Source organism: Kribbella pittospori (assembly GCF_004331465.1).
In the GTDB taxonomy this organism is placed as follows: domain Bacteria; phylum Actinomycetota; class Actinomycetes; order Propionibacteriales; family Kribbellaceae; genus Kribbella; species Kribbella pittospori.
In genome coordinates this window covers 194,029-216,771 of the sequence record NZ_SJKB01000010.1, presented here as the reverse complement: position 1 = coordinate 216,771, position 22,743 = coordinate 194,029, and the positions used below count along the sequence as shown (strand labels likewise).

The 22,743-nt window shown below is 68.9% G+C and carries 24 protein-coding genes; 15 read left to right on the top strand and 9 right to left on the bottom strand.

Annotated features, from left to right (window positions below):
* Nucleotides 1-71 precede the first annotated feature (71 nt).
* The 8 genes from E0H73_RS29845 to E0H73_RS29810 all read left to right on the top strand — a co-directional run bounded on the left by E0H73_RS29845 (nucleotide 72) and on the right by E0H73_RS29810 (nucleotide 7,263).
* The gene (locus E0H73_RS29845) at nucleotides 72-1,616 is read left to right on the top strand and encodes a molybdopterin-dependent oxidoreductase (protein WP_131361925.1); all 1,545 of its coding nucleotides are present in this window, start codon (nucleotides 72-74) and stop codon (nucleotides 1,614-1,616) included.
* Between the two features lie 73 nt (nucleotides 1,617-1,689).
* Nucleotides 1,690-2,343, top strand: a complete 654-nt coding sequence (locus E0H73_RS29840) for a fasciclin domain-containing protein (RefSeq protein WP_131361924.1) — start codon at nucleotides 1,690-1,692, stop codon at nucleotides 2,341-2,343.
* Between the two features lie 2 nt (nucleotides 2,344-2,345).
* Complete coding sequence (locus E0H73_RS29835; RefSeq protein WP_238164368.1) at nucleotides 2,346-2,957, top strand: sigma-70 family RNA polymerase sigma factor; 612 nt, start codon at nucleotides 2,346-2,348, stop codon at nucleotides 2,955-2,957.
* Entirely contained in the window at nucleotides 2,954-3,673 is a 720-nt protein-coding gene (locus E0H73_RS29830; RefSeq protein WP_131361923.1) for an anti-sigma factor, read from the top strand. The genes E0H73_RS29835 and E0H73_RS29830 overlap by 4 nt, the downstream gene beginning before the upstream one ends.
* Nucleotides 3,674-3,856: 183 nt before the next feature.
* Entirely contained in the window at nucleotides 3,857-5,251 is a 1,395-nt protein-coding gene (locus tag E0H73_RS29825) for a DHA2 family efflux MFS transporter permease subunit (RefSeq protein WP_238164367.1), read from the top strand.
* Nucleotides 5,248-6,189, top strand: coding sequence for a sigma-70 family RNA polymerase sigma factor (locus E0H73_RS29820; protein WP_131361922.1), 942 nt, complete (start codon nucleotides 5,248-5,250; stop codon nucleotides 6,187-6,189). Before E0H73_RS29825 ends, E0H73_RS29820 begins: the two co-directional genes overlap by 4 nt.
* 13 nt (nucleotides 6,190-6,202) lie before the next feature.
* Entirely contained in the window at nucleotides 6,203-6,967 is a 765-nt protein-coding gene (locus tag E0H73_RS29815) for an isocitrate lyase/PEP mutase family protein (protein WP_131361921.1), read from the top strand.
* Between the two features lie 80 nt (nucleotides 6,968-7,047).
* Nucleotides 7,048-7,263, top strand: coding sequence for an antitoxin (locus E0H73_RS29810; protein WP_131361920.1), 216 nt, complete (start codon nucleotides 7,048-7,050; stop codon nucleotides 7,261-7,263).
* 84 nt (nucleotides 7,264-7,347) lie between these two features.
* Here E0H73_RS29810 and E0H73_RS46075 read toward each other — a convergent pair whose 3' ends face one another.
* Nucleotides 7,348-7,524 carry a hypothetical protein gene (locus E0H73_RS46075; RefSeq protein ID WP_165555877.1) on the bottom strand — a complete coding sequence of 59 codons (177 nt, stop codon included), beginning with the start codon at nucleotides 7,522-7,524 and terminating at the stop codon, nucleotides 7,348-7,350.
* A 53-nt stretch (nucleotides 7,525-7,577) separates the two neighbouring features.
* On the opposite strand from E0H73_RS46075, the gene E0H73_RS29805 reads away from it, so the two are divergent.
* Nucleotides 7,578-8,219: an alpha/beta fold hydrolase gene (locus E0H73_RS29805; protein ID WP_202867617.1), complete on the top strand. Its 642-nt coding sequence runs from the start codon at nucleotides 7,578-7,580 to the stop codon at nucleotides 8,217-8,219.
* Between the two features lie 25 nt (nucleotides 8,220-8,244).
* Here E0H73_RS29805 and E0H73_RS29800 read toward each other — a convergent pair whose 3' ends face one another.
* The 5 genes from E0H73_RS29800 to E0H73_RS29780 form a co-directional block, all read right to left on the bottom strand.
* Nucleotides 8,245-9,126: a hypothetical protein gene (locus tag E0H73_RS29800; protein WP_131361919.1), complete on the bottom strand. Its 882-nt coding sequence runs from the start codon at nucleotides 9,124-9,126 to the stop codon at nucleotides 8,245-8,247.
* Between the two features lie 65 nt (nucleotides 9,127-9,191).
* Nucleotides 9,192-9,878 carry a hypothetical protein gene (locus E0H73_RS29795; protein WP_131361918.1) on the bottom strand — a complete coding sequence of 229 codons (687 nt, stop codon included), beginning with the start codon at nucleotides 9,876-9,878 and terminating at the stop codon, nucleotides 9,192-9,194.
* Entirely contained in the window at nucleotides 9,875-10,117 is a 243-nt protein-coding gene (locus tag E0H73_RS29790) for a hypothetical protein (protein WP_131361917.1), read from the bottom strand. The genes E0H73_RS29795 and E0H73_RS29790 overlap by 4 nt, the downstream gene beginning before the upstream one ends.
* 5 nt (nucleotides 10,118-10,122) lie before the next feature.
* On the bottom strand, nucleotides 10,123-10,836 hold the full coding sequence (locus E0H73_RS29785) for a hypothetical protein (RefSeq protein WP_131361916.1): 714 nt from the start codon (nucleotides 10,834-10,836) through the stop codon (nucleotides 10,123-10,125).
* A 34-nt stretch (nucleotides 10,837-10,870) separates the two neighbouring features.
* The gene (locus tag E0H73_RS29780) at nucleotides 10,871-11,221 is read right to left on the bottom strand and encodes a molybdenum ABC transporter substrate-binding protein (RefSeq protein WP_131361915.1); all 351 of its coding nucleotides are present in this window, start codon (nucleotides 11,219-11,221) and stop codon (nucleotides 10,871-10,873) included.
* Nucleotides 11,222-11,467: 246 nt separating this feature from the next.
* Between E0H73_RS29780 and E0H73_RS29775 the strand changes: the two genes are divergently transcribed.
* Genes E0H73_RS29775 through E0H73_RS29765 form a run of 3 tightly spaced genes read left to right on the top strand, consistent with a single transcriptional unit; the run spans nucleotide 11,468 to nucleotide 14,311 of the window.
* Entirely contained in the window at nucleotides 11,468-12,625 is a 1,158-nt protein-coding gene (locus tag E0H73_RS29775) for a sensor histidine kinase (protein ID WP_131361914.1), read from the top strand.
* Complete coding sequence (locus E0H73_RS29770) at nucleotides 12,609-13,676, top strand: hypothetical protein (protein ID WP_131361913.1); 1,068 nt, start codon at nucleotides 12,609-12,611, stop codon at nucleotides 13,674-13,676. The genes E0H73_RS29775 and E0H73_RS29770 overlap by 17 nt, the downstream gene beginning before the upstream one ends.
* Nucleotides 13,661-14,311, top strand: a complete 651-nt coding sequence (locus E0H73_RS29765) for a response regulator transcription factor (RefSeq protein WP_131361912.1) — start codon at nucleotides 13,661-13,663, stop codon at nucleotides 14,309-14,311. Before E0H73_RS29770 ends, E0H73_RS29765 begins: the two co-directional genes overlap by 16 nt.
* Here E0H73_RS29765 and E0H73_RS29760 read toward each other — a convergent pair.
* Nucleotides 14,308-15,294 (bottom strand): aminoglycoside phosphotransferase family protein, encoded by a 987-nt coding sequence (locus E0H73_RS29760; RefSeq protein WP_165555875.1) that lies wholly within the window; start codon nucleotides 15,292-15,294, stop codon nucleotides 14,308-14,310. The genes E0H73_RS29765 and E0H73_RS29760 overlap by 4 nt on opposite strands.
* Nucleotides 15,295-15,486: 192 nt before the next feature.
* Here E0H73_RS29760 and E0H73_RS29755 point away from each other — a divergent pair, with 192 nt between their 5' ends.
* The gene (locus E0H73_RS29755) at nucleotides 15,487-16,221 is read left to right on the top strand and encodes an SDR family NAD(P)-dependent oxidoreductase (RefSeq protein ID WP_131361910.1); all 735 of its coding nucleotides are present in this window, start codon (nucleotides 15,487-15,489) and stop codon (nucleotides 16,219-16,221) included.
* On the opposite strand, the gene E0H73_RS29750 is transcribed toward E0H73_RS29755, so the two are convergent.
* Nucleotides 16,180-17,700, bottom strand: coding sequence for an FGGY-family carbohydrate kinase (locus E0H73_RS29750; RefSeq protein ID WP_131361909.1), 1,521 nt, complete (start codon nucleotides 17,698-17,700; stop codon nucleotides 16,180-16,182). The two genes, E0H73_RS29755 and E0H73_RS29750, sit on opposite strands and share 42 nt — an antisense overlap.
* A gap of 80 nt (nucleotides 17,701-17,780) precedes the next feature.
* On the opposite strand from E0H73_RS29750, the gene E0H73_RS29745 reads away from it, so the two are divergent.
* Nucleotides 17,781-20,237 (top strand): beta-galactosidase, encoded by a 2,457-nt coding sequence (locus tag E0H73_RS29745; RefSeq protein ID WP_131361908.1) that lies wholly within the window; start codon nucleotides 17,781-17,783, stop codon nucleotides 20,235-20,237.
* Here E0H73_RS29745 and E0H73_RS29740 read toward each other — a convergent pair.
* Nucleotides 20,234-22,075, bottom strand: a complete 1,842-nt coding sequence (locus tag E0H73_RS29740; RefSeq protein WP_238164366.1) for an ABC transporter ATP-binding protein — start codon at nucleotides 22,073-22,075, stop codon at nucleotides 20,234-20,236. The two genes, E0H73_RS29745 and E0H73_RS29740, sit on opposite strands and share 4 nt — an antisense overlap.
* Nucleotides 22,076-22,235: 160 nt before the next feature.
* On the opposite strand from E0H73_RS29740, the gene E0H73_RS48060 reads away from it, so the two are divergent.
* A complete protein-coding gene (locus tag E0H73_RS48060) occupies nucleotides 22,236-22,661 on the top strand; it encodes a MarR family winged helix-turn-helix transcriptional regulator (protein WP_131361906.1) in 426 nt (141 codons plus the stop codon).
* The last annotated feature ends 82 nt before the right edge of the window (nucleotides 22,662-22,743 follow it).

The following is a 22,743-nucleotide window of genomic DNA, read 5'->3' as shown; positions in this document are numbered from 1 at the left end:
TCCAGGCGATCTCAGGTGGCCAGTTGTCGCCAACCGCCCATCCGAGCGGTGCGCGTCGCCGAACCAGGTGCATGGGTACGTCGCGAGGTCGGCAGGCAGCAGGTGCGGTTGGCGGAGTCGTCGCGGCCGGTGCCGCCTTGTCGGTCGGCTACCTCGTGGCGGCCGTGACTGGCGGTCCGTGGCCGGTCGACGCGGTCGGCGTACAGGTCATCGATTGGTCTCCCGGCCCGGTCAAGGACTTCGCCGTCCGAGAGCTGGGTACCGCGGATCGTCCCCTCCTCCGAGCCGGCATCTGCGTGGTCCTTGCGCTGGTAGCCGCCACAGCCGGCGCCATAGGCATGGGAAACAGCCGACGGCGGACAGGCGTGGCGGTTGGGATCGCCGCGGGGCTTGGGGTTGTCGGGGTGGTGTTCGCGGCGTTCGGGCGGTCGGCTGCCGATGGCGTTGTGGATCGGTTGCTGCCGGCAATTGTCACGCTGGTGGTGGCGGTGCTGGCCATGGCACTGGTTGTTCGGGCGCCACGACCGAAGACCGAGGCGGAGCAGCCGGAGGGGTTCGATCGGCGGCGATTCCTGGTGACCGTGGCTGGATTGGCGGTGGCCGGGGCTGCGGCGTGGTCGACGACGAGGGTCGCGTCGTTCGGGCCTGGTGATGCGGTGCGCGCCAAGTTCCGCGTGCCGACCCCGGCGGATGCCGCCGGGCCACTCCCAGCCGGCGTGCAGGCCGACGTACCTGGGGTGTCTCGGTTCGTCACGCCGAACGCGAGGTTCTATCGGGTCGACACCTTGCTGCAAGTACCGCGGATCGACCCGGACGACTGGGAGCTGCGGATCCACGGCATGGTGAACAAGGAAGTCCGGCTCTCGCTCGGCGACCTGGTGGAACGCCGGCTGATCGAGCGCGACATCACGCTGACCTGCGTGTCCAACGAGGTTGGCGGCCCGTACGTCAGCACCGCGCGCTGGATCGGCGTACCGATCGCCGACATCCTCGCCGAGGCCGGTGTCCGGAACGGCGCCGACGCGGTGAAGTCCACCAGCATCGACGGACTGACGATCGGTACGCCGCTCAGCGCGCTCACCGACGGACGCGACGCGATCTTCGCGGTCGCGATGAACGGCGAACCGCTCCCGTTCGAGCACGGGTTCCCGGTGCGAATGGTCGTGCCGGGGCTGTACGGCTTCGTGTCGGCGACCAAGTGGATCGTCGACTTCGAGGTCACCCGGTTCCAGGACTTCAGCGCCTACTGGACCGACCGGGGCTGGTCCGTCGAGGCCCCGGTCAAGACCGCGTCGCGGATCGACGTACCCAAGGGTTTCGCGACGATCAAGGCGGGGCCGGCGGTCGCCGCCGGGGTCGCGTGGGCGCAGCAGCGCGGCATCCGCAAGGTCGAGGTGCAGGTGGACAGCGGCGCGTGGCAGGAGGCGACGCTCGCGGCCGAGGACACCATCGACACCTGGCGGCAGTGGACGTTCCGCTGGGACGCGACGCCCGGCAACCACAAACTCACCGTCCGGGCGACCGACGGCGACGGCAACCTGCAGACAGCGCAGCGGGCCGCACCGCGTCCGAACGGTTCCAGCGGCCTGCACAACACGGTCGTGACGGTCGAGTAATTCCCACCCATCCGGGGCCACGGCGGCACCGAAGTACCGGTGTCAGTGTCCCCTTCGAGAAAGCGAACCTGTCATGCCCAAGTACCTCGTCCGCGCCGGTCTCGCCGTGTCCGCACTGGCTCTCGTCCTCGCGACGGCAGCGTGTGGCAGCGACGACAACAACAGCAACAACAGTTCCGCCGCCTCGTCAGCGAGCACGCCATCGGCCAGCAAGTCGATGGACAGCACCTCGGCCGGCCTGGTCGGCCCCGGCTGTGCCGACTACGCGAAGGCGAACCCATCCGGTGCCGGCTCGATCGACGGCATGGCCGCCGCCCCGGTCGCGACCGCCGCGTCCGGCAACCCGCTGCTGACCACCCTGGTCTCGGCCGTGTCCGGGAAGCTCAACGCGAAGGTCGACCTGGTCTCGACGCTCAACGGCGGCGAGTTCACGGTGTTCGCGCCGGTCGACGACGCGTTCAAGAAGATCCCGGCGGCCACCATCACCACGCTGAAGACGAACGACGCGCTGCTCACCAAGATCCTCACCTACCACGTGGTGCCCGGGCAGCTCGACCCGTCCGCGGTGGTGGGCACGCACGCCACCGTCGAGAAGCAGGACGTCACGGTCACCGGCTCCGGCGACAACCTGAAGGTCAACAATGCGTCCGTCATCTGTGGTGGGGTGAAGACGGCCAACGCTACGGTGTATCTGATCGACTCTGTCCTGATGCCACCGGCGAACTGACCGTGACCGAACCGACTGCACTGCCCTGGCCGGCCGGGCCGCAGACGCGGCCCGGCGAGGTCAGCGACGGCGATCTCCTGGCCCGTGCCGCCGGCGGCGACACGGCAGCCTTCAGCGCGCTGTACGACCGGGTCACGCCCTGGGTGTTCGGCCTGGTACGGCGGATCCTTCGCAACCCGGCCCAGTCGGAGGAGGTCACCCAGGAAGTGATGATCGACGTCTGGCGGACGGCCACCCGGTTCGATCCGCACCGCGGCTCGGCGCACGCGTGGATCCTGACCATCGCGCACCGCCGGGCCGTCGACCGGGTCCGGTCCGAGCAGGCCGCCGCCGACCGCACCGAGCTGATCGGCGCGCGGTCGGCCGAGGTCGACTTCGACCAGGTCGCCGACACCGTCACCACCCGGCTCGAGTCCGAGCAGGTACGGCGCTGCCTGGACACATTGACCGACCTGCAACGCGAGTCGATCACCCTGGCCTACTACAACGGCTACACCTATCCGGAGGTCGCCCAGCGGCTGGATGCCAAGCTGCCGACCATCAAGGCGAGAATGCGCGACGGCCTGATCCGTCTCCGCGACTGCCTCGGAACCACAAAGGGGCGTACGTCATGACCGAATCCGACGTGCACACTCTGACCGGCCCCTACGTCCTCGACGCGCTGCCCGAGGACGAGCGGACCTTGTTCGAGGCTCATCTGGCCGGCTGCACCTTCTGCGCCACCGAGGTCGCCGAGCTCCGCGAGGCCGCGGTCAAACTCGCCACCCAGGTCGCGACCCCGCCGCCGCCCACGCTCAAGCCGAACGTCCTGGCCGCGATCGACCACGTTCGGCAGGTACCTCCGCTGGTCGCCGGCCACCGCGGCGTGCCCGCGCGCAAGCGGTTCACCCGTCGTTCCGTCCTGACTCTCGCCGCGGCCGCGCTCGCGGTTGCCGGTGTCGGCGGAGTTGCCATCGACCAGTACCGCGAGAAGACCGACGCGGTCCAGGCCAACGACCAGATCGCCGCCGTACTGTCCCAGCCGGATGCGCGAACCGTCCGAGGCCCCGTCGCCGGTGGCGGTCAGGCCACCATCGTCATGTCTCCCAGCGCGGACGAGGCGGTCGTCGTACTGAACGACCTGCCCAAGCTGCAGGCGGGCCGGACCTGGCAGCTGTGGATGATCGACCCGTCCAAGACTGCTCACTCGGTCGGCCTTGCCGCGGGCGACGTCACCCAGGTGCTGGACGGCTCGGTCACCGGCATGATCGCCTTCGGCCTCACCAACGAGCCCTCCGGCGGCTCCGCGACGCCGTCCCAGCCGGCCGCGGCGACGATCCCGATGACCTGACGGCGGCTACTGTCGCCGCATGGACGAGGCTTCGGCTGAGGTGCAGGGTCGGGTCAGACACTCATCCAGGTCGCGGCCCGGCCCGAACGCTGAGCCACGCTCAGAAATTCCTTCTCATCGGACCGATGAATTCGGCGGTCGCGCGCGGTCTACCCAGGTGACAGCAATTTCCCTGGAGGACCTGTGCGGACGACGACTCAACAACGATGGGTGCTGGGACTGGCCTCGATCGGCTCGGTCATGGTGGCCCTTGACGTGCTGGTGGTGGCGGCTGCGCTGACCACCATCCGGGCGGATCTCGGCGCCACGGCCGAGCAGCTCGAGTGGACCGTGAACGCGTACGGCCTGAGTTTCGCGATGCTTCTGATGACCGCCGCCGCGATCGGTGACCGCTGGGGTCGACGGCGTACGTATGCCGGTGGTCTGGTGTTGTTCACGCTGGCATCGGTGGCCTGTGCGCTGGCCACCTCACTGCCGTGGCTGATCGCGGCGCGCGCCATCCAAGGCGTCGGTGCGGCCGTGGTGATGCCGCTGGCGATGGGGTTGCTCGGTGCGGCGTTCCCGCCCGAACGGCGAGGCTGGGCGACCGGTGTGTTCAGCGGAGTGACGGGCCTCGCGGTGCTCGGCGGCCCGATGATCGGCGGCGCGGTGACCGAAGGTCTGGCCTGGCAGTGGATCTTCTGGATCAACGTCCCGGTCGGCCTGATCGCGATCCCGTTGGTACTGCGCAACATCCCGGAGAGCAAAGGCCCGATCCGGCGACTCGACCTGACCGGCGCCGTGCTGATCAGCCTCGCGGTCCTCGGTCTGGTCTGGGGTGTGGTCCACGGTCAGGGTTCGGGCTGGTCGAGTGCTGAGGTGCTCGGGTCGTTCGCGGCCGGCGTCGTACTGCTCGCCGCCTTCGCCGTCCGGGAGAACCGGACCGACCACCCGATGGTGCCGCTGACGTTCTTCCGCAACCGGACCTTCAGCGCGGCGAACTCGGCCGGCTTCTTCCTCAGCGCCGCCCTGTTCAGCGCGGTGTTCTTCCTCTCGCAGTACATGCAGGTCGTCCTCGGCTCCGGGCCGTTCATGGCCGGGCTGAAGCTGCTGCCCTGGACCGCCACGCTCTTCATCGTCGGCCCGATCGCGGGTCGCCTGGTGGACCGCGTGGGTGAGCGACCGCTGGTCGTGATCGGGCTCGGTCTGCAGGCCCTCGGGATGCTCTGGGTCAGCCAGATCAGCAAGGGCTCGGTGGAGTACTACGAACTGATCGTGCCACTCGTGATCACGGGCTGCGGTGTCTCGCTGGCGATGCCGGCCACGCAGAACGCCAGCGTCGGTTCGCTGCCGCGCGAGTCGGTGGGAATGGCGGCAGGCATCTACAGCATGACCCGCCAACTGGGTGGCGCTGCCGGTGTCGCCGTACTCGGGTCCGTGTTCGCATCCGCCGGTGGGTACGCCGGTCACGGCTTCACCCGGGCGCTCGCGGGCTGCGGCGTACTGTCGTTGCTCGGAGCACTCTCGGGCCTCGGCATCACCGCCCGCCGGCGGGCTGCCGGACCGGTCGTGCCCAGGGCCATGGAGGAGGTGGGATGAACCTCGAGGAGGAGTTCGCGCAGCACCGGGCCGAGCTGGTCGCGCACTGCTACCGGATGCTCGGCTCGCTGCACGACGCCGAGGACGCGGTGCAGGAGACGTACCTGCGGGCCTGGCGCGGACACGCGGACTTCGAGGGCCGCTCGAGCGTCCGGACCTGGCTCTACCGGATCGCGACCAACGTGTGCCTCAACCTCCTCCAGCACAGCAGCCGCCGGGTGGTTCCGTCCGCGCTCGGTGCCCCCGGCAACGACCCGGACGAGCTGCATCCGTACGCGCTGGAAGTGACCTGGCTAGAGCCGTTTCCGGACCTGCTGCTCGGCGCCGACCCGGCCACCGTGGTCGGCGACCGGGAGAGCCTGCGGCTGGCGATGGTCGCCGCGATGCAGCACCTTCCGCCGCGGCAGCGCGCCGTACTGATCCTGCGCGAGGTGCTGACCTGGCCGGCGGCCGAGGTCGCGACGCTGCTCGACACCACCACGGCTGCCGTCAACAGTTCACTGCAGCGCGCCCGGGCCGAACTGGCCCGGCTCCGGCCGATCGAGGCGGACCTCAGCGAGCCGGACGAGCCGCTCCGGCGCGCGTTGCTCGATCAGTTCGCCGCCGCGATGGAGAACAAGGATCTGGCCGCGTTGGAGGCGCTGTTCACCGCGGACGCCCGGTGGGAGATGCCGCCGATCCCGACCTGGTTCAGCGGACGGAACGACGTACTGCGGCTGCTGGACTCGAAGCTGCGGCCCGGTCCGGATCGCCGGATCCTGGTCGAGACGTCGGCGAACGGGCAGCCCGCGTTCGCGCTCTACATCCGCGGTCGCGACGGGCTCTATCACGCGCATTCGATCAAGGTCCTGACCCTCACCAAGGCCGGTATCGCGGCCGTTCTCGCCTTCCACCAGCCCGCGCTGTTCCCTCCGTTCGGGCTGTCCATCATCCGCTGACACGGAGACAACGATGACTTTGGCAACCACTCTCCGGGCGCTGCACGTGCCCGGCGCACCCGTCGTACTGCCCAACGCGTGGGACGCAGCCTCGGCCCGGATGGTCGAGGCGGCGGGCTTCCCGGCCGTCGCGACCAGCAGTTTCGCCACCGCGACGATCCTCGGGTACGACGACGGCGAACACGTACCGGTCGAGGACGTTCTCGCCGCGACGACCCGGATCGCGCAGTCGATCGCCGTGCCGTTGACGGTCGACTTCGAGCGTGGCTACCGGCTCGACCCGGCCGAACTGGTCGAGCGCTTCACGGCGACTGGTGCCGTCGGCCTCAACCTCGAGGACTCCGATCCCGCCACCGGCACGATGATCGATCCGGCCGAACAGGCGGACTTCCTGGCCGCGATCCGGGCCGAGGCCGGCACCGAACTGGTGATCAACGCCCGGATCGACGCGTTCGTGCGCCGCGCCGGTTCACCTGAGGAGCAGTTGCGGACCGCCCTCGACCGCGCCGCCCGGTACGTCACCGCCGGCGCTGACTGCGTCTACCCGATCGGGGTCGGCGACCTCGACCTGATCGGCACGCTGACCAAGGAGATCCCCGGTCCGGTGAACGTCGGCTACGGGCAGGGCGCCAACTCGCTGGCCGACTACACCGCGGCCGGGGTCGCCCGGATCAGCTTCGGCCCCATGCTCCAACGCCATCTGTACAGCAAGCTGTCCGATTCGATGCTCCCCGCGCTCGTCGCCGACCGGAATCCGTTTTCCGACGACGCTCCGTGATCAGGTGTGTGGAATCCAGCCGATCGGGTACGGCGGGATTTAGGTAGAGCCAGCAACCATCGACAGAACGGGGAAAGACGATGGGCATGTTCGACAACCTGAAGGACAAGGCGACCGAGGCCGTCGACGAGCACGGCGACAAGGTGAGCGAGGGCCTGGACAAGGCCGGCGAGTTCGCCAACGAGAAGACCGGTGGCGAGCACGGGGACAAGATCGACCAGGGCACCGACTTCGCCAAGGACCGGCTGGACGGCCTGGACGGTCAGAACGACGACATGCCGGACAACGAGTCCTGACCGTCCTGAACTGAGCAGAGGCGCAAGCGGCCGCGGACCCACCGTCCGCGGCCGCCCGCGGCCGGCTGTCTGCTCCGTGACCTGTCAGTGCCAGATGACGGCTTCGATCTCGCGGCGGCGTTCGGAGAACAGGTCGTCGGCGGCGGCGTCACGGAGCAGGGCCCGGAGATCGCTCTTGGCCATCCGGCCGACCGCGTAGTGCTCGGCACTACCGGCGTACAGGCTCTCGTCCCAGGTCCAGTCCCACTCGCCGGCATTCACCGCTCGAGACCAATCGAGGAGTTGTGACCACGCGACTGTGATTTGGTGGGGCGATGGAGTTGACGCAGAAGCTCGAATGGAACGTACGGACGATCGTGTGGGGCCGGGGAGGTCGGGGTCCGGCGGTCGTGTTCTGTCACGGTACGCCGTTCTCGTCGCGGGTGTGGAGTGAGTACGCGGATGCCTTGAGCAACGAGTTCACGGTGTATCTGTGGGACATGCCCGGGTACGGCGAATCGTCGAGGCGGGCCGAGGACGCGGTGGACTTCGACGCTCAGGGCAAGGTGCTGGCCGCGCTTCTGCAGCATTGGGGACTGGAGCGGCCGCACGTCGTCGCGCATGACTACGGCGGTGGGGTGTCGTTGCGGGCCACGCTGTTCGAGCAGGCGACGTACGCGTCGTTACTGCTGGTCGACACGGTTGCGATCCCGCCCGCCGGGTCGCCGTTCTTCCGGTCCGTGCAGGACAATCCAACGACGCTCGATCAGCTGCCCGGCTACATCCACGAGGCGATCCTGCGTGCGTACATCCAGAACGCCACGCACCGTGGCCTCCGCGCGGACCAGCTCGACCAGCTCGTCCCTGGCTCTCCCCCGCCATCGGCCGGCGCCTGGCCTCCCTCATCCCACAGGCCACCTTTGTCGAGGTCGCTTCCTCCGGCCACCTCATGCAGTACGACGCTCCGGTCCTCCTGAGCCAGCATCTCCACAGCTGGCTCGCTCAGGTTGTGTGAATCGGAACCGGGCGAACGCCCAGCGAACGGACCGAGTCGTCGAGAAGCTGGTTGCCTCGGGCATCGATGGTGCAGCGGGCCGGATCCGGATTGCCGGACGGCACGTCCTTGACGGTTACGACGAGGTCGTCGACGAGGTTGGCCGGAAGCTGGTTCAGGTAGGTTGCCGCGGCCGCCACGCATTCGTCCGGTGTCGGCCGGCGGGTGCTGCCGGTGGCGACGTACTCGCGCGAATGCAGCTGTGAGCAATTCACCGCAGACTGGGTCCGGCGATCGAAGCAGCGCCGCCAACCGGCCGCCGTTCCCTGCTGCAGGACGTTGTGAGCCGATCCCATCACGTCCTCATCTGTCTGCACAGTGCACACTCCGCCCGGCACCGTGGCAGGCTGCGCCGTGACCACGTCGACCGACGGCGAACCACCCAGGAACCGTACGACGGCCGCCTGATCGCAGTTCGTTGCTCCCAGCAACTCCTCGAACTGATGCTTCTCCCGGCAGTCGATCAGTCCCTGCGAAGCCGACCAACACCGAGGCCCAGCCGCCGTCGTCGCCACCGGACTCTTCGGCCGTTCAGTGGTCGTCACAGACGACGATGGAGCGACACTCGGCCCGGCCACCCGCCCCGGTCCCTGCCCCGACGGGTGAGCATTGCCGAGGATCATCACGACCACCGACAGGAAGTAGCAGACGGCCGCAGCAGTCGCCGGGAGCTTCCGCAACCGCGGATGAGTGGACCAGATCCAGTACGCCAGCACGACTGCCGCCGCTCCCACCAGGATCAGGGCGGCGGCGGTGATCTGGGCCCAGATCGCGTCGGTCGCGTCGATCACCGACGGCACCGCGAACGCCAGCGGCACCCCCAGCGCCACAGGCAGCCCGGCCGACGCGACGAAAGGCCAGAGCTTCGTCGCGCCGCCGGAGGTGGACTGCGTGTTCAGGACAACACCATGTTCATCAGCACGGCCTCCACCCGGCCGCTCTGGCAGCCGTCGGACTGCGCGAGCGAGACAATCACCTTGAGCGCGTTGACGCTGCTGACCGACACGTCCAGGGTGGCGATCTTGTTCAGTGGCACCGTCTTCTGATCGGCGTACTTCCCGTTGGTGTCGATCCGGACCTGCAGGACCTGGTCGGAGCTCTCCGAGGAGTTGCTCTGGCCGAACTCGAGCTTGAGCCGGTTGAAGTTGTTCGCCAGGCGCAACTCCAGGACCTGGGCCCAGTTGTCTCCGCACGAGTCGAGCTCCCCGCCGATGCCGGTCGCCTGCTTGCGGTCGGCAACGTCGTACCGGCCGTCACGCCAGCCGTCGGGGTACTTGAAGATGCTGCTCAGTGTCAGCGGCCGGTTCTTCGCGTCGGGTGGCAGCACCGCCGGCGTCTCGCTGTCTGTCGGCTCGGTCGGTGGTTCGGTCGGTGGATCCGTCGGCTGGTCGACGGACGGTGTGTCCGTCGGGATTGTTTCGGTTGGCGTGGTTTCGGTTGCCGTCGGGCTGTCGGTGGGTGTCGGTGCGGTGGTTTGGGTGGAGGACTGGGCTGCGACTGCGCCGGTGTTCGGCGTGTCGTCGCCGCAGCTGGTTGCGGCCAGGCCGAAGAGCAGCACGGTGGCCAGGATGCGCAGTTTCATGGCCGCCTCCGGAATGCGTCGGATCCGGTGGGTTCGGTCATCCTGGGCAGGACGCCGACCGCGTAGGCGATCGCCAGCAGGATCCCGACCGGCAGGAACAGCAGGCCGAAGACGAGACCGCTGATCCAGTAGGCGCGGTTCCGGTCGGCTTCGACCCAGACGTACGACGGACGCCGTACGGCATCGATCACCGCGGCGATCGTGATCAGGTAGCAGACAACGATGATTGCTGTCAGCATCGGCGTCACACCGTCCGCGGGTAGGCGGTCGCGGGCTTGGCCTGCCAGGACGTCGGCATGGCGTACACCGCGAACTTCTTCGGTTGCGGGCGGGCGAGCTCGGGCGACTCTGCGAGTTGCCGGAAGCTTGCGAGTTCGTCGTCGGTCAGCGTCTCGTGTGTCGTGCGGTACTGCACCGCGCGCAGCATGATCGCGCGCGCCACGGCGCCTGAGTCGGTCTCCTTCGGCAGGTTCAGGTCGACCACGAGCAGCCTGGACGGGTCCGCCGTACCGTCGCGCACGACGAGTCGCAGCACCTCCTCGTCGAGCCAGCCCTGCTTCGGACTGAAGCCGACCGAGATCAGCCACGGATAGCGGATGTGCCCGACCAACGCCGTACCGCGACTGCGGCGTGCTGCCCGAAGCTTGCTGACCGCGTTGAGCATCAACGCCGTACCAGGACTGCCGACCCAGCCGCCGCCCTTGTCGTACTTCGAACACAGCAGGATCACCCGTGCGTCGGTGATGAACACCTCGGCCCGAACCTCCCGCACCTCGACAACAGTCCGAGCCTTTCCCCCACCCACATCCCGCACCGCGATCGCCCGCGCCACCAACTGCTGCGCCGAATCCCCATCCAGCAACTCCTGGTTGACCTTCCCACCCCCATCCACCCCAGGAAACATCGTCTCGTCCCCCGCCTCCCCCAACCCCTTCACACAAAGCACATCAAACGTCATGCATCCCCCCTCAGAAGTAGTTCACCCACAAGCCTCAGAAGTTGAGGCCGAGTGGGTGGCCGCAGGTGTCTGCGATGGCGATGGTTGCGTTGCGGAGCTCGTTCAGGGTCGTGGACCTGCTCTTCGAGATCTTCTTGATCCCGTCCGCCGACGCCTGCACCGCGGTCGATCCGTCGTACCGCGCCGCCGTGCCGGCCAGGTCACCCGCCGCCCGGAACACCCCGTTGTCGCTGAACACACCCCGGTACAACTCGTGGCTTACGGCATCGAAATCCGAGCAGAGCTCGGCCTTCGTCGCCGGGCCCTGGGCGGCGCATCCGCTCAGGACCGACAGCACCGCCGTCGCCCCCACCATCCATCGAGTGCTGATCTTGTGCCGATTCATCTCTCCCCCTTGCAGCTGTGAGTCGGCTGCCGTTCCCCCGCATCGACGGTACGAGCCGGCGGGTACGGCGAGGGACCTCCGAACGGAGGTCATTCCGTCGCTCTGTGTTGTTGACGGTCGCGATTCGGGCGGGCAAGGTATTCCTGCGGCAGGGAACCGCATGGGGGGATGTTGATCGACACAAACAGGCTTCTCGCTGATGCGAGAGCCTCAGTTTCACGCGCGCCGGTGCCGGAGGATCTGGCCTTGGAACGCGGCGCTCCGGATCGCGCACTGGACCGCTTCGCGGCCGTCTACGGTCTGGCGCTTCGGCTCGGGACCGTCGGCCTCGGCGCCATCGCGGCTGTCTTGAGCCTCGCACCACCGGTCGCACCGCGCTGGCTCGTGCCGGTCCTCGGCGGACTCGCCGTCTGGTGCCTGCTCTTCCTGTCGGTCGTGGTCCGGCACGGACTGACGCACCGCCTGGTCGTTGCCGACAGCCTCATCGTCTGCGCGATCCTCTTACTACAAGGCCATCTGGTCTCAGCCGCCGAGCTCCCGAACAGCTCGGCCTGGCTACTGCCGATCGCCACGGCGGCAGTCCTACTCGCCCAACTGCGACTCCGACCGGCCGTCGGCGTGCCGATCGGCATCCTCATCAGCGCCGCCCACGCCCTGGGTCAAACACTTGCGACAAACTTCCAGCCGTCGATGCTCATCGGCGCCGGCATCCTCGTGATCCAGACCGGCCTGGCGGCCGCCACAGTCCAGCTCGTACGTCGGGCCGGACGCGCCGCTGAACTCGAGTGCGAGCGCCAAGCCGTGCAGGATCGGGAGGCGCAAGTGGCAGCAGCCCGACGCGCCGACGAACGCGAACACTTCCGCCACCTGCACGACACCGCCCTCGCGACGTTGACGATGATCGGCTCAGGATCAGTTCGTTCGGGGTCGAGCATCCTGCACGCCCGCGCCGCATCAGACGCCGCGGCTTTGCGCGCACTGTCCACCCGTCCGTCCAGGACCGATCGGCAGGAGCGGCTCGACGACAGGCTGCGTTCCGTCATCGAGAGCGAAGCCGCAGACCTGGACATTGCCGCTGCCCTGCCCGTGGTGTCCGTCCGCGCCGACGTCGCCGCCGCGATCTCGGCCTGCGTTGGCGAGGCGCTGCGGAACGTCGTACGGCATTCTGGGGTCGATGCCGCCAGTGTCGGAGTCTCGGTCGACCGAGCGGGACGGCTGCGCGTCGACATCCGCGATCGTGGCCGCGGCTTCGACGTACGGGCGATCGGCGCGCACAGCCGCGGGGTCCGGGAGTCGATCCTGGGACGGATGGCCGATGTCGGCGGAGCGGCCGAGGTCTTGTCGATGCCGGCCGGTGGCACCCAGGTCGTCCTGCGGTGGGGTGACGGTGACCGGCGAGGGTGATCAAGCGGCGAGGATCCGGTCCGGCCTCGCCCGTGCCTTGGACATCAGCGTCGTGGTCATCGTCGGCGTTTGGCATGTCGTCTACGTACTGCCGTCACTCGTCCTGAGCGCCGGCCTCTATCGCGCTGCCGGCACCGAGCTCATCGCCTGGGCACTGCTCGCGGCACTGTTGGTGCACGGCTCGATCAGATTGCTGACCGGCCGACCGGCCTTCGCCCACTGGTGGTGGTCGGCAGCGGCGGTCATCGCGGCGGGCGCTCTAGCTGTCGCGATGGTCCCCGGCGACCAGATCACCGGCGCCGCGAACTGGGCCTTCGGTGACGTCGTACTGATCGGCGTCCTGCTGATGCTGCGCGAGCGGCTGATCGCGTTCGGCGTGGTCTTCCTCGCGAACATCCTGCTGAACCTGTCGGTCCTGCTGCTCACCGACCACCACATCGACCTGACCGTCATCGCGCGCTTCCTGGTGATCGCCTGCGCGGGCGGCGTACTGGTCCCGTCGGCGGTGCTGCTCGCGGCTCGCGCGCTCGACGACGCGGCCGCGGTGGCGGGATTCGCGACGGCGCAGCGAGCCGAGTCGAGCGCAGACCGCGAGGTCGCCGACGCCCTCCACGAAGCCCGCCGGGAACGCTACGAGTCGCTCCGCGGCCAGGTCGCGCCACTGCTCGACGGCCTCGCGGACGGTTCGCTCGACCCGGACTCTCCCGACGTACAGCGCCGTTGCGCGATCGAGGCCGCCCGGCTCCGCCGGTTGTTCGCCGAGTCCGACGACGTACCCGATCCGTTGCTGCACGAGGTGCGCGCCTGCGCGAACGTCGCCGAGCGCCGCGGTGTGCTGGTCGAGCTCGCGACGGCCGGCCCGTTGCCGGAGCTCCCGCTCGAGGCCCGCCGCATCCTCACCGAGCCGGCGATCGAAGCACTCGTTGCGTCGAGCACCTGGGCCCGCGTCACGGTGTACGGCGGCCCGGACGAAGTGATCGTGTCAGCGGTCGGCGATCAGGCCGGACGAGCAGATCCCGTGTGGCTGGAGGCCAGATGGCAGCATCAGTGACGGTGGCCGTGGTCGACGATCACCCGGTGGTGATCGAAGGCGTCCGGACCTGGATCGGCCAGGACGCGGCCGCCCGGGTCCGCATCGTCTCGGCCGGACCGGACCTGGACGCGGCGGTCCACGGCGCCGGTCGGCAGGCGGACGTGATCCTGCTCGATCTCGAACTCGAGGGCCGGTTGATGATCGACGCGATCGCCGGCCTCGCCGACGGCGGACGCCGCGTCATCGTGTTCTCCCAGCACTCCGGCGAGGAGATGGTGCGGGCCGCCCTCGACGCCGGAGCCATTGCCTACGTCACCAAACAGGAGGGACCGCGCCATCTGGTCGACGCGATCGTCGCGACCGCGCACGACCGGCCCGCAGTACCTCCCGCGATGGCCGGCGTCATGGTCGCCGATCAGCGACCCCGGCTTGCGCCGCAGGAACGGACGGCGTTGCTGCTGTGGTTCCAGAGCCGGTCGAAGGCCGCGGTGGCCGAGCGGATGGGAATCCGCGAGACGACCGTGAAGCAGTACATCGACCGTGCACGGATCAAGTACGGGCAGGTCGGCCGGCACGCCGCAGGCAAGGCTGCCCTACTCGCTCGCGCCATCGAAGACGGTCTGGTCCGCCCCGACGAGATCGACGACTTCTAGCCCACCAGGCTCCGCAGGCCGGCGAGCTTGCCGGGGAACTCGGTGAGGAGCTTGGTGACGGCCTGCTCGGGGTCGGTCATCCACCGGGCGGCTGGGATGTCGCCAAGGCAGACCACCACGTGCTCGAACAAGATGTGGAGGTCGTGGCGGGACTCGCTCAGGAAGAGGTCTTGACCGGGCCAGCTGACGTCGCCACCTGCTGCCGTGTACGCCGCCAGGATGCTGGTGATCGGCTCTTGCTTGCCGGCCGCAAAGATGTAGGCGACGCGGGCGGCCTCCAAGGCAGCGCTGTCGACGCGGACACTGTCCCAGTCGACCAGGATCGGGCCATCCGGAGCGATCAAGAGGTTGTGGGTCTTGAAGTCGCCGTGCGTCACGACGCAGTCCGGGGCGAGCTCGCAGACGTTCCGGATGCGGTCGGTCAGGTCGAGGATCAGAGGCAGCCGGTCCCACCCGAGGTCTGCCCACTCCTTGCCGCGCTCCTGCGCCTCGGTGAACCACTTCTCCCAGTCGGCGCGCGGGCGGAGCGCCGTACGCCACCAGTCCGGTAGGCCGGACGTGCCCAGCGGTTGCAACTGGTGGACCTGGGCCATGGTGCGGCCGAGCCACTCGTTGATGTCGTCGTCCGGGGCCAGCGGGCGGCTCTCGATCCAGTGGTAGACGCGGAAGAGGCGCTCGTTGATGCGGGTGATCCAGCCGAGCACTGGATCGACCGGGGCAATCGGCTCGGCCTGGTCGATCCCCGCGGCCAGCGCCCGGCTCTCGAACGCCATCGCCACCTCGAGCTGATCGGTCAGGCCGCCGGGCGTGAACTGAGCGGTCGAGGACCAGTACCCCTTCACGAAGTAGCTGCCGGTCACCGTCTCGAGCCGCCACGTGTCGGTGTCGCCGCGTCGTACCAGGACCAGGTCGCCGAGTGGCTCACCGAGCGCGAAGGCTTCCGCAATCGCGGCGGCGGTCGGCGTGTCCATGTCCTCGTTCACGGTTGACCCATCGTTCCCGGTCAGGTGACCGTCCGCAACCCCGGTTGAACGACGGGTTGCCCGGGACAGAAACCTGCGGAGAAGGCTTCGATCCGGAGGGCTCGCGTCGTAGGCTGCGTGGCAGCGCACCGTCCGGGCGCCGCAGGGGGGAACTGCTATGAGTGAGTTTTGCCTGCCTTCGGGCGTGAAGCAATGAGTCCGCTGGGGCGGATGCTGGTGTGGATCTCCGGTGCATCGGCCGGACTCGGGGCGGCGCTGGCGGCGACGATTCCGTTCGAGGCGGATCTGGTCGACATCTCCCGGCGCGGCGGGACGCCGGGGGCGTTTCATGTGGCGGTGGATCTGGCCGATCCGGCCTCCTGGCCGGTGGTGGCCGACGACTTCGAGCGGCGGCTGTCCAGGTTCGACGGGGACACGGTGGTGTTCATCCACAACGCCGGCACGCTGACCCCGCTGGGGTCGGCCGGTCGGGTCGACACCGAGGAGTACACGCGCAACGTGCTGCTCAACTCGGCCTCGGCGCAGGTCCTCGGGCAGGCGTTCCTGCAGGCGGTCGGCGGGAAGCCGTACCACCAGCACCTGATCATGGTGTCGTCGGGCGCTGCCCAGAACCCGCACGAAGGCGAGTCGAGCTACTGCGCCGGCAAGGCCGCGATCGACCAGTGGGTGCGAACGGTCGGGCTGGAGCAGGACCGCCGAAGTCCGGGCTGCCGGGTCATCTCGGTGTCACCCGGTGCGGTCGACACCGACATGCAGGCGGAACTGCGCGCCAGTACCGAAGAGCAGGTGCCGGACGCCCAGCGCTTCCGTGAGCTGGACGCACAGGGCCTGCTCGCCAAGCCGGAGGACGTCGCCCGGTCCATCTGGTCGCTGCTCGACCGCGACCTACCCAACGGCACCGTGCTCCACATCAGCGACGTCACCTGACGCCTCGGCCGAGCGGGCCAGCCGGTGCACCTGGGTGCGGGTCGCCGGGTACAGCTCGCCGTACGTCTGGAAGAGGGTCGCGTAGACGGACGCCGTCGACGGATCCGGCTGGATCGTGTGATCCAGCCGCGCCCAGTCCGTCTCCGGTGGGACCAGACCGACCCCGATCGCCGCGAGCAGTGCATCGCCGTACGACGCTCCGATCGTCTCCGCCGGCACTTGCTGGACCAGTCCGCTCACATCACTCACGATCTGCGTCCACAGTCCGCCCTGCGTACCGCCGCCGACCGCGACGATACGGGTCGGCCGCCCAGCCGCCTCCTCGAAGGACTCCACGATCTGCCGCACGCCACAAGCGATTCCCTCGTACGCCGCCCGCAGCAGATGGCCACGCCCGTGGCGCAGAGTCAGTCCGGCGATCACGCCACGCGCCAGCGGGTCGTAGATCGGGGTCCGCTCCCCGCTGAAGTACGGCAGCATCACCAGACCCTCGCTACCTGCAGGAACTGCGGCAGCCTCGGCGACCAGCGTCTCGAACGGCACGCCACCGGTCAGGTCCTGCAGCCACGTGGTGATCGTGCCGGACGTCGCCATACCCGCAGCCAATGTGTGGGTTGACCGCTCGACCCCGGAGGTCGTCCAGAGCCCGCGCACACTCGTCGGCGCAGTCAGCACCTGCACGAAGAACATGGTGGAGCCGTACATCAGCATCAGGTCCCCGGGACGTCGTACGCCGACGCTGAAGGCCTCTGCCCAGGCGTCGACCGTGCCTGCGACGACCGGAGTCCCTTCAGCGAGTCCAGTCGCTGCAGCCGCGGCGGCATGGACCACACCGACCTGCTCCGAGGGCCACACCAGGCGTGGCAGGGCCAGACCCGGCAGCACCTGCTCAACCCAGTCGGTCGCCCAGTCCTGCGTGTGGATGTCGTAGAAAGGGTCGCACTGACTGGCGGTGTGGTGGTCGAGCACCCACTCTCCGGTCAGCCGGGCCACGACGTACGTGTGCGCGCTGAACCACCGGTCTTGTGGTCGCCACGCCTCGCCGGCCTCCCGGCACAGCCACGCCAGCTTCGGACCGATCGCCTGGCTGGACAGGTCCTTGCCGCAGCGTTGCAGGATCGAGTCCGCGCCGAGCTGGGCGGTGATCTCGTCGATCTCCACTGTCGCGCGGGTGTCGACGCCGTACAGGATGGCCGGCCGTCGCGGGTGGAGTTGCTCATCGGTTTGGACGACGCATGGTCCGAGGCCGGAGACACAGACGGCCTCGATCCGGTCGTCCGGATGCGCCGAGGTCAGCTCGTTCAGTACCTCCGCGACGTCACCCCACCAGTCGCGCTCGGCGTCCATCTCCACCCAGCCCGGCCGCGGCAGGCTCGGCACATGATCCCGCCGCGCGACGACTCGCACTGTGCCGTCCGTGGTGGCCAGGACGGCCTTGGTGCTGCCGGTGCCGATGTCGACTCCGATGACGAGGTTCACGCCCCCACCCTCCGTCGCGCCGGCGCCACGGTGCAAGACGGCACCTGGCGACCACCGGCCGACTCTGATCTTGTTGGCCCATGAGTTCAGTGGAACTGGATGCCCGGGGCATCCGCATCGACGGCGAACCGCGGGTCGTGCTGTGTGCGTCCCTCTTCTACTTCCGGCTGCCCCGGGAGCAGTGGCGGGCGCGACTCGACCAGGTCCGGGCCTCGGGGTACACCTGCATCGACGTGTACCTGCCGTGGAACTTCCACGAGCTCGCGCCCGGCCGGTGGTCGTTCGCGGGCCGGCGTGATGTCGCCACATTCCTGGATCTCGCGTACGACGCCGGGCTGCACGTGATCGCCCGGCCCGGTCCGTACATCTGCTCGGAGTGGGACGGCGGCGCGCTCCCGGCCTGGCTCGGGCTCGACCCGTCGCTGCGGATCCGCGACAACCAGCCGGGCTTCCTGGCCGCTGTGACGTCCTGGTTCGACCAGGTGCTGCCGATCCTGGCCGCTCGCCAGCACGGCGCCGGCGGCTCGGTGATCATGGTCCAGCTGGAGAACGAGCTGGACTTCTTCGACTGCGAGGACCGGCCCGGCTACATCACCGCGCTGCGAGACCAGGCGGTTGCCCACGGCATCACCGTGCCGCTGATCGCCTGCGCCGGTCAGGGTGATCTCTTCGGTGCCACCGGCAACGTGGCGGACGTCGTACCGGCGTGCAACTTCTACCCGAACGACGACTCGCCGGACATCGAGCCCGAGGTACGCCGGTACGCCGACCTGCTCGCGGATCGCGGGCTGCCGTTGCTGATCACCGAGACGAACCGGCGGCACCGAACCCTGCGGCGACTGCTGGCCAGTGGTGCGTCGCTGCTTGCGCCGTACTTGCAGGCGTCCGGCTGGGACTTCGGCTACACCCCGTCGAGTGGGAACTGGGGCAAGCCGGGGAACTTCATGAGCCACGGCTACGACTTCGGCGGGTATGTGTCGTCGACGGGTGTGGAGCGGCCCGAGTACGCCGAGGCGCAGGTGCTCGGACGTGTCCTCGATGCACTCGGATCGCGGTTGGCCCTGGCGATGCCGGGAGCGCCTGTTGAGGTGGCGGCTGACTTCCCGACGAGCTCCGCTCCGGGAGCGCTCGACCTGGATGGTGGTGGACGGTTGGTCGCCGTACCGAATCTCGGCCGCAGCGATGGGCGGGCGGTGGTCAACGGGGTGTCGGTAGCGGTCGCGGCGGACTCTTGTCCGTTGATGCTGGTTGATCTGCCGTTGGGAGGCCGGACGCTGACGTTGGCGTCGGCGGATGTGGTGGAGCTCGGGGACGACAGCCTGGTGTTCTGTTCAGCGGTGCCGGTGACTGTTGTCATTGGCAACAGTTCGGTGGAGGTCGCGGTCGGATCGACCGAGGTGGTCGACAGCGTCAGCGTGACCGTGCAGCCGCGAGCTGAGGTCGTGCCTGCTGAGAACCCTTTGTCGCTGGAGGTTTCCGAGGTGCGACGACGGACCACGGTGGCACCGGAGACACCGGCGGGCGCGCACGAGCTGGCGCCCACGCTGGAGTCGCTCGGTGTCTATCGCGGCCGCGGGATCTACACGACCACGGCGGAGTTGACCAACGAGCTGCTGCTCGTGGGTGCGGCCGATATTGTCGACCTGTCGATCGGCGGCCGGCTTCACACGTTCGCTGGTTTCGGCGCCACCCGGCGGATCGATGTACGTGGGTTGAGCGGCGAGATCCGTGCCACCGTGGAGATCTGGGGTCACGGTAACTTCGACGACGCCCGGTTGCCGGCGCTCCGGCTCGGTGCGCTCCGCGGTCTGGGCAGTCTCTGGACGGTCGTCAGGACCGAAGACATCTCGGCGTTGTGGACGGTCGAGGGCCACTGGGCGGGCGACCCTGCGCCCACGCGGGTTCTCACCGGCTGGAGCAGCACCCGGGTGGGTACGCCGGTCACCTACACGCGACGGATCTCCGCCGAGATCACGACCGCTCTGCACCTGCATGGCGCCCATGTGCCGGTCGCGGTGTCTGTGGACGACGGTGAGCCGACCACGGTCCACGCTGAGAATCCGTGGATGCTGTTGCCGGCCGGGACCAAGCAGATCTCGGTCACTGTGCCGCATGACCCCAGTGGTGAGCGTCTCCGCGCCGAGCTGCTCAGTCTGGAGCCGGTGACGGGCTGGACGTGCGCCGTCCAGGACGACGAGTTGCTGACCGCCTTTGCCGGCCGCGGTGGGCCGGGGCAGGACGTCGTACTGCCCCTGGCCGTGAAGCCGGGTGAGGAGGCGTGGCTTGATGTGGACCTGCCCGCTACGGAGTCCGGCTATCTGCTCCGACCAGAAGGTGTGCAGGTGCGGGTGACCGCGTGGTCGTCCGGCGAGTGCATCGGGCGGGTGTGGACAGGCGAACGCCCGGCCTTCGCCGGCGGAGATCCTGACGTGCTGTGGATCCCACCGGCTTGGGCCGGGCTCACGCTGCTCGTGACCGGAATGGCCGGTCCGGCCGAGCCGGAACTGCGCCGGCTACGGCTGGAGCCTGCGACTTAGGCCGCCTTGGTGAATTGGGTGGTGTAGAGCTCGGAGTAGAGGCCGCCGGCGGCGAGGAGTTGCTCGTGGGTGCCGCGTTCGCGGATGCGGCCCTCATCCAGGACGAGGATGACGTCGGCGTTGCGGATTGTGGACAACCGGTGCGCGATCACCAGCGACGTACGCCCGACCAGCGCGTTGGCGAGGGCGGCCTGGACCGCGGCTTCGGACTCGGAGTCGAGGTGGGCCGTCGCCTCGTCGAGGATGACGATGGACGGCGACTTGAGCAGCAGCCGGGCGATCGCGAGACGCTGGCGCTCGCCACCGGACAGCCGGTAGCCGCGATCACCGACCACGGTGTCGAGGCCGTCGGGCAGGCTGTTCACCAGGGTCGCGATCTGTGCGGCCTCGAGGGCAGTCCGCAGCTCCGCCTCGGTTGCTTCCGGCCGGGCGAGTAGGAGGTTGGCGCGGATCGTGTCGTGGTACATGTGCGAGTCCTGGGTCACCACGCCGATGACGGATCGCAGTGAGCTCTGGGTCACCTCGCGGACGTCGCGTCCACCGACCAGGATGGCGCCGTCGGTGACGTCGTACATCCGGGAGACCAGGGACGAGAGAGTGGTCTTGCCGGCGCCGGACGGGCCGACGACGGCGACCATCTGGCCGGGTTCGACGGTGAAGCTGACGTCCTTCAGGACCTCGTCGCCGGTCTCGGCGGACAGCGTCGCGACCGACTCCAGCGAGGCGAGCGACACCTCCGCGGCCGACGGGTAGTGGAACGAGACGTGGTCGAACTCGATCGACGGCTCGACCGTCGACGGCAGTTCCTTCGCATCCTTGTGGTCGGCAACCATCGGCGGGAGGTCGAGCACCTCGAGCACACGCTCGAAGCTGACCAGCGTGGTCATCACGTCGACCTGGAGATTGGAGAGCGCGGTCAGCGGGCCGTACAGCCGGGTGAGGTAGGCGGTCAAGGCAACGACAGTGCCGATCCCGAGTGCTCCTTCGACCGCGAACACCCCGCCGACGCCGTACACCAGGGCGACCGCGAGAGCCGCGACCAGGGTGAGCGAGACGCGGAACACCCCGGCGTACATCGAGGTGGTGACGCCGATGTCGCGCACTTGCGCGGCCTTCCCGGCGAAGTCACGGGAGGAGTCCTGGGTCCGGCCGAACACCTTGGCCAGTACGGCGCCCGCGACGTTGAACCGCTCGGTCATCGTCTGGGCCATGGTCGCGTTCAGCCGGTAGGTCTCGGCGGTCGCTTCGCGCAACCGGCCGGCGATCAGCCGGGCGGGCAGCACGAACAGCGGCAGCAGGATCAGGGCGAGCAGAGTGATCTGCCAGGACATGACGAACATGGCGCCGAGCACGAGAACGACACTGAGCACGTTGCTGACCACGTTCGACAGCGTTGAGGTGAACGCCTGCTGCGCGCCGAGGACATCGCCGTTCAGGCGCTGGATCAGCGCACCGGTCTGGGTGCGGCTGAAGAAGGCGACCGGCATCTGCTGGACGTGGTCGAACACGGCAGTGCGCAGGTCGTAGACGAGTCCTTCGCCGATCCGGGACGAGAACCAGCGCTCAGCCAGCGTGATCGCACTGTTGGCGATCGCGAGCAGCGCGACGACGAGGGACAGCCACACCACCACCTGGGCGTGGCCCGGGACGATGCCGCGGTCGATGATCGCGCGGAAGAGCAAGGGGGTGACGGCGCCGGTGCCGGCGTCGAAGGCGACGAGGACGAGGAACACGGCCAGAAAGCCGCGGTAGGGACGGGCGAACGTCATGATGCGGCGCAGGGTGCCCGCAGTGAGCTTGTGGTGGCGGACGGAGGAGTCCTTCAGCAGCGATCGCATGGCGCGACCGCCGCCGGCTCCCGCGCCCGGAAGTCCGGAGATCTGTGACATCGGAGCCTTTCGGTCGGGGACGACATATACTGAGGTTACCTCACTATGAGCTAAACTCACAAATCCCTGTTGCCCGGCCCTACGGGCCGTTCACCACTAGGCTCGGTTCGTGCACGCACCGGAAGACACCGCCGAACAGATCGCGGCCCTGCTCGAGGGCATCGTTCGCCGTCAGCGCCGAGCGACCAAGGACGGCGTCGGCGCCAGCGTCACCCACGGCCAGTTCCGGCTGCTGCGCACCCTCGACCAGGCCGGCCGCGCCCTCCGCCTGAGCGAGCTCGCCACCCAGCTCGGCATCGTCCCGCGCTCCGCGACCTCCGTCGTCGACGACATGGAATCCGCCGGTCTGGTCGCCCGCCAGCCCGACCCGGGCGACCGCCGCGCGACCCTGGTCACCCTCACCCCCGCCGGCACCGAGGTCCTCACCACCATCCGCCGCACCCGCCGCGACGCCATGGTCACCCTCGTCGCCCGCCTCACCCCCGAAGAGCAATCCACCCTCCACCACCTCCTCACCCGCCTCGCCCAGGACTGACCTACGGGCGGGCAGAGCAGGCGATCCTTCAGCAGATACCCGAACCCGCCAAGCGACACGAGGTCGCGTGGATTGAGAATTT

Coding starts and splice junctions, on each gene's coding strand:
- E0H73_RS29845 (WP_131361925.1), top strand. CDS start 72: ATGGGTACGTCGCGAGGTCGGCAGGCAGCAGGTGCGGTTGGCGGAGTC.
- E0H73_RS29840 (WP_131361924.1), top strand. CDS start 1,690: ATGCCCAAGTACCTCGTCCGCGCCGGTCTCGCCGTGTCCGCACTGGCT.
- E0H73_RS29830 (WP_131361923.1), top strand. CDS start 2,954: ATGACCGAATCCGACGTGCACACTCTGACCGGCCCCTACGTCCTCGAC.
- E0H73_RS29820 (WP_131361922.1), top strand. CDS start 5,248: ATGAACCTCGAGGAGGAGTTCGCGCAGCACCGGGCCGAGCTGGTCGCG.
- E0H73_RS29815 (WP_131361921.1), top strand. CDS start 6,203: ATGACTTTGGCAACCACTCTCCGGGCGCTGCACGTGCCCGGCGCACCC.
- E0H73_RS29810 (WP_131361920.1), top strand. CDS start 7,048: ATGGGCATGTTCGACAACCTGAAGGACAAGGCGACCGAGGCCGTCGAC.
- E0H73_RS29805 (WP_202867617.1), top strand. CDS start 7,578: ATGGAGTTGACGCAGAAGCTCGAATGGAACGTACGGACGATCGTGTGG.
- E0H73_RS29795 (WP_131361918.1), bottom strand. CDS start 9,878: ATGAAACTGCGCATCCTGGCCACCGTGCTGCTCTTCGGCCTGGCCGCA.
- E0H73_RS29790 (WP_131361917.1), bottom strand. CDS start 10,117: ATGCTGACAGCAATCATCGTTGTCTGCTACCTGATCACGATCGCCGCG.
- E0H73_RS29785 (WP_131361916.1), bottom strand. CDS start 10,836: ATGACGTTTGATGTGCTTTGTGTGAAGGGGTTGGGGGAGGCGGGGGAC.
- E0H73_RS29780 (WP_131361915.1), bottom strand. CDS start 11,221: ATGAATCGGCACAAGATCAGCACTCGATGGATGGTGGGGGCGACGGCG.
- E0H73_RS29765 (WP_131361912.1), top strand. CDS start 13,661: ATGGCAGCATCAGTGACGGTGGCCGTGGTCGACGATCACCCGGTGGTG.
- E0H73_RS29755 (WP_131361910.1), top strand. CDS start 15,487: ATGAGTCCGCTGGGGCGGATGCTGGTGTGGATCTCCGGTGCATCGGCC.
- E0H73_RS29745 (WP_131361908.1), top strand. CDS start 17,781: ATGAGTTCAGTGGAACTGGATGCCCGGGGCATCCGCATCGACGGCGAA.
- E0H73_RS29740 (WP_238164366.1), bottom strand. CDS start 22,075: ATGCGATCGCTGCTGAAGGACTCCTCCGTCCGCCACCACAAGCTCACT.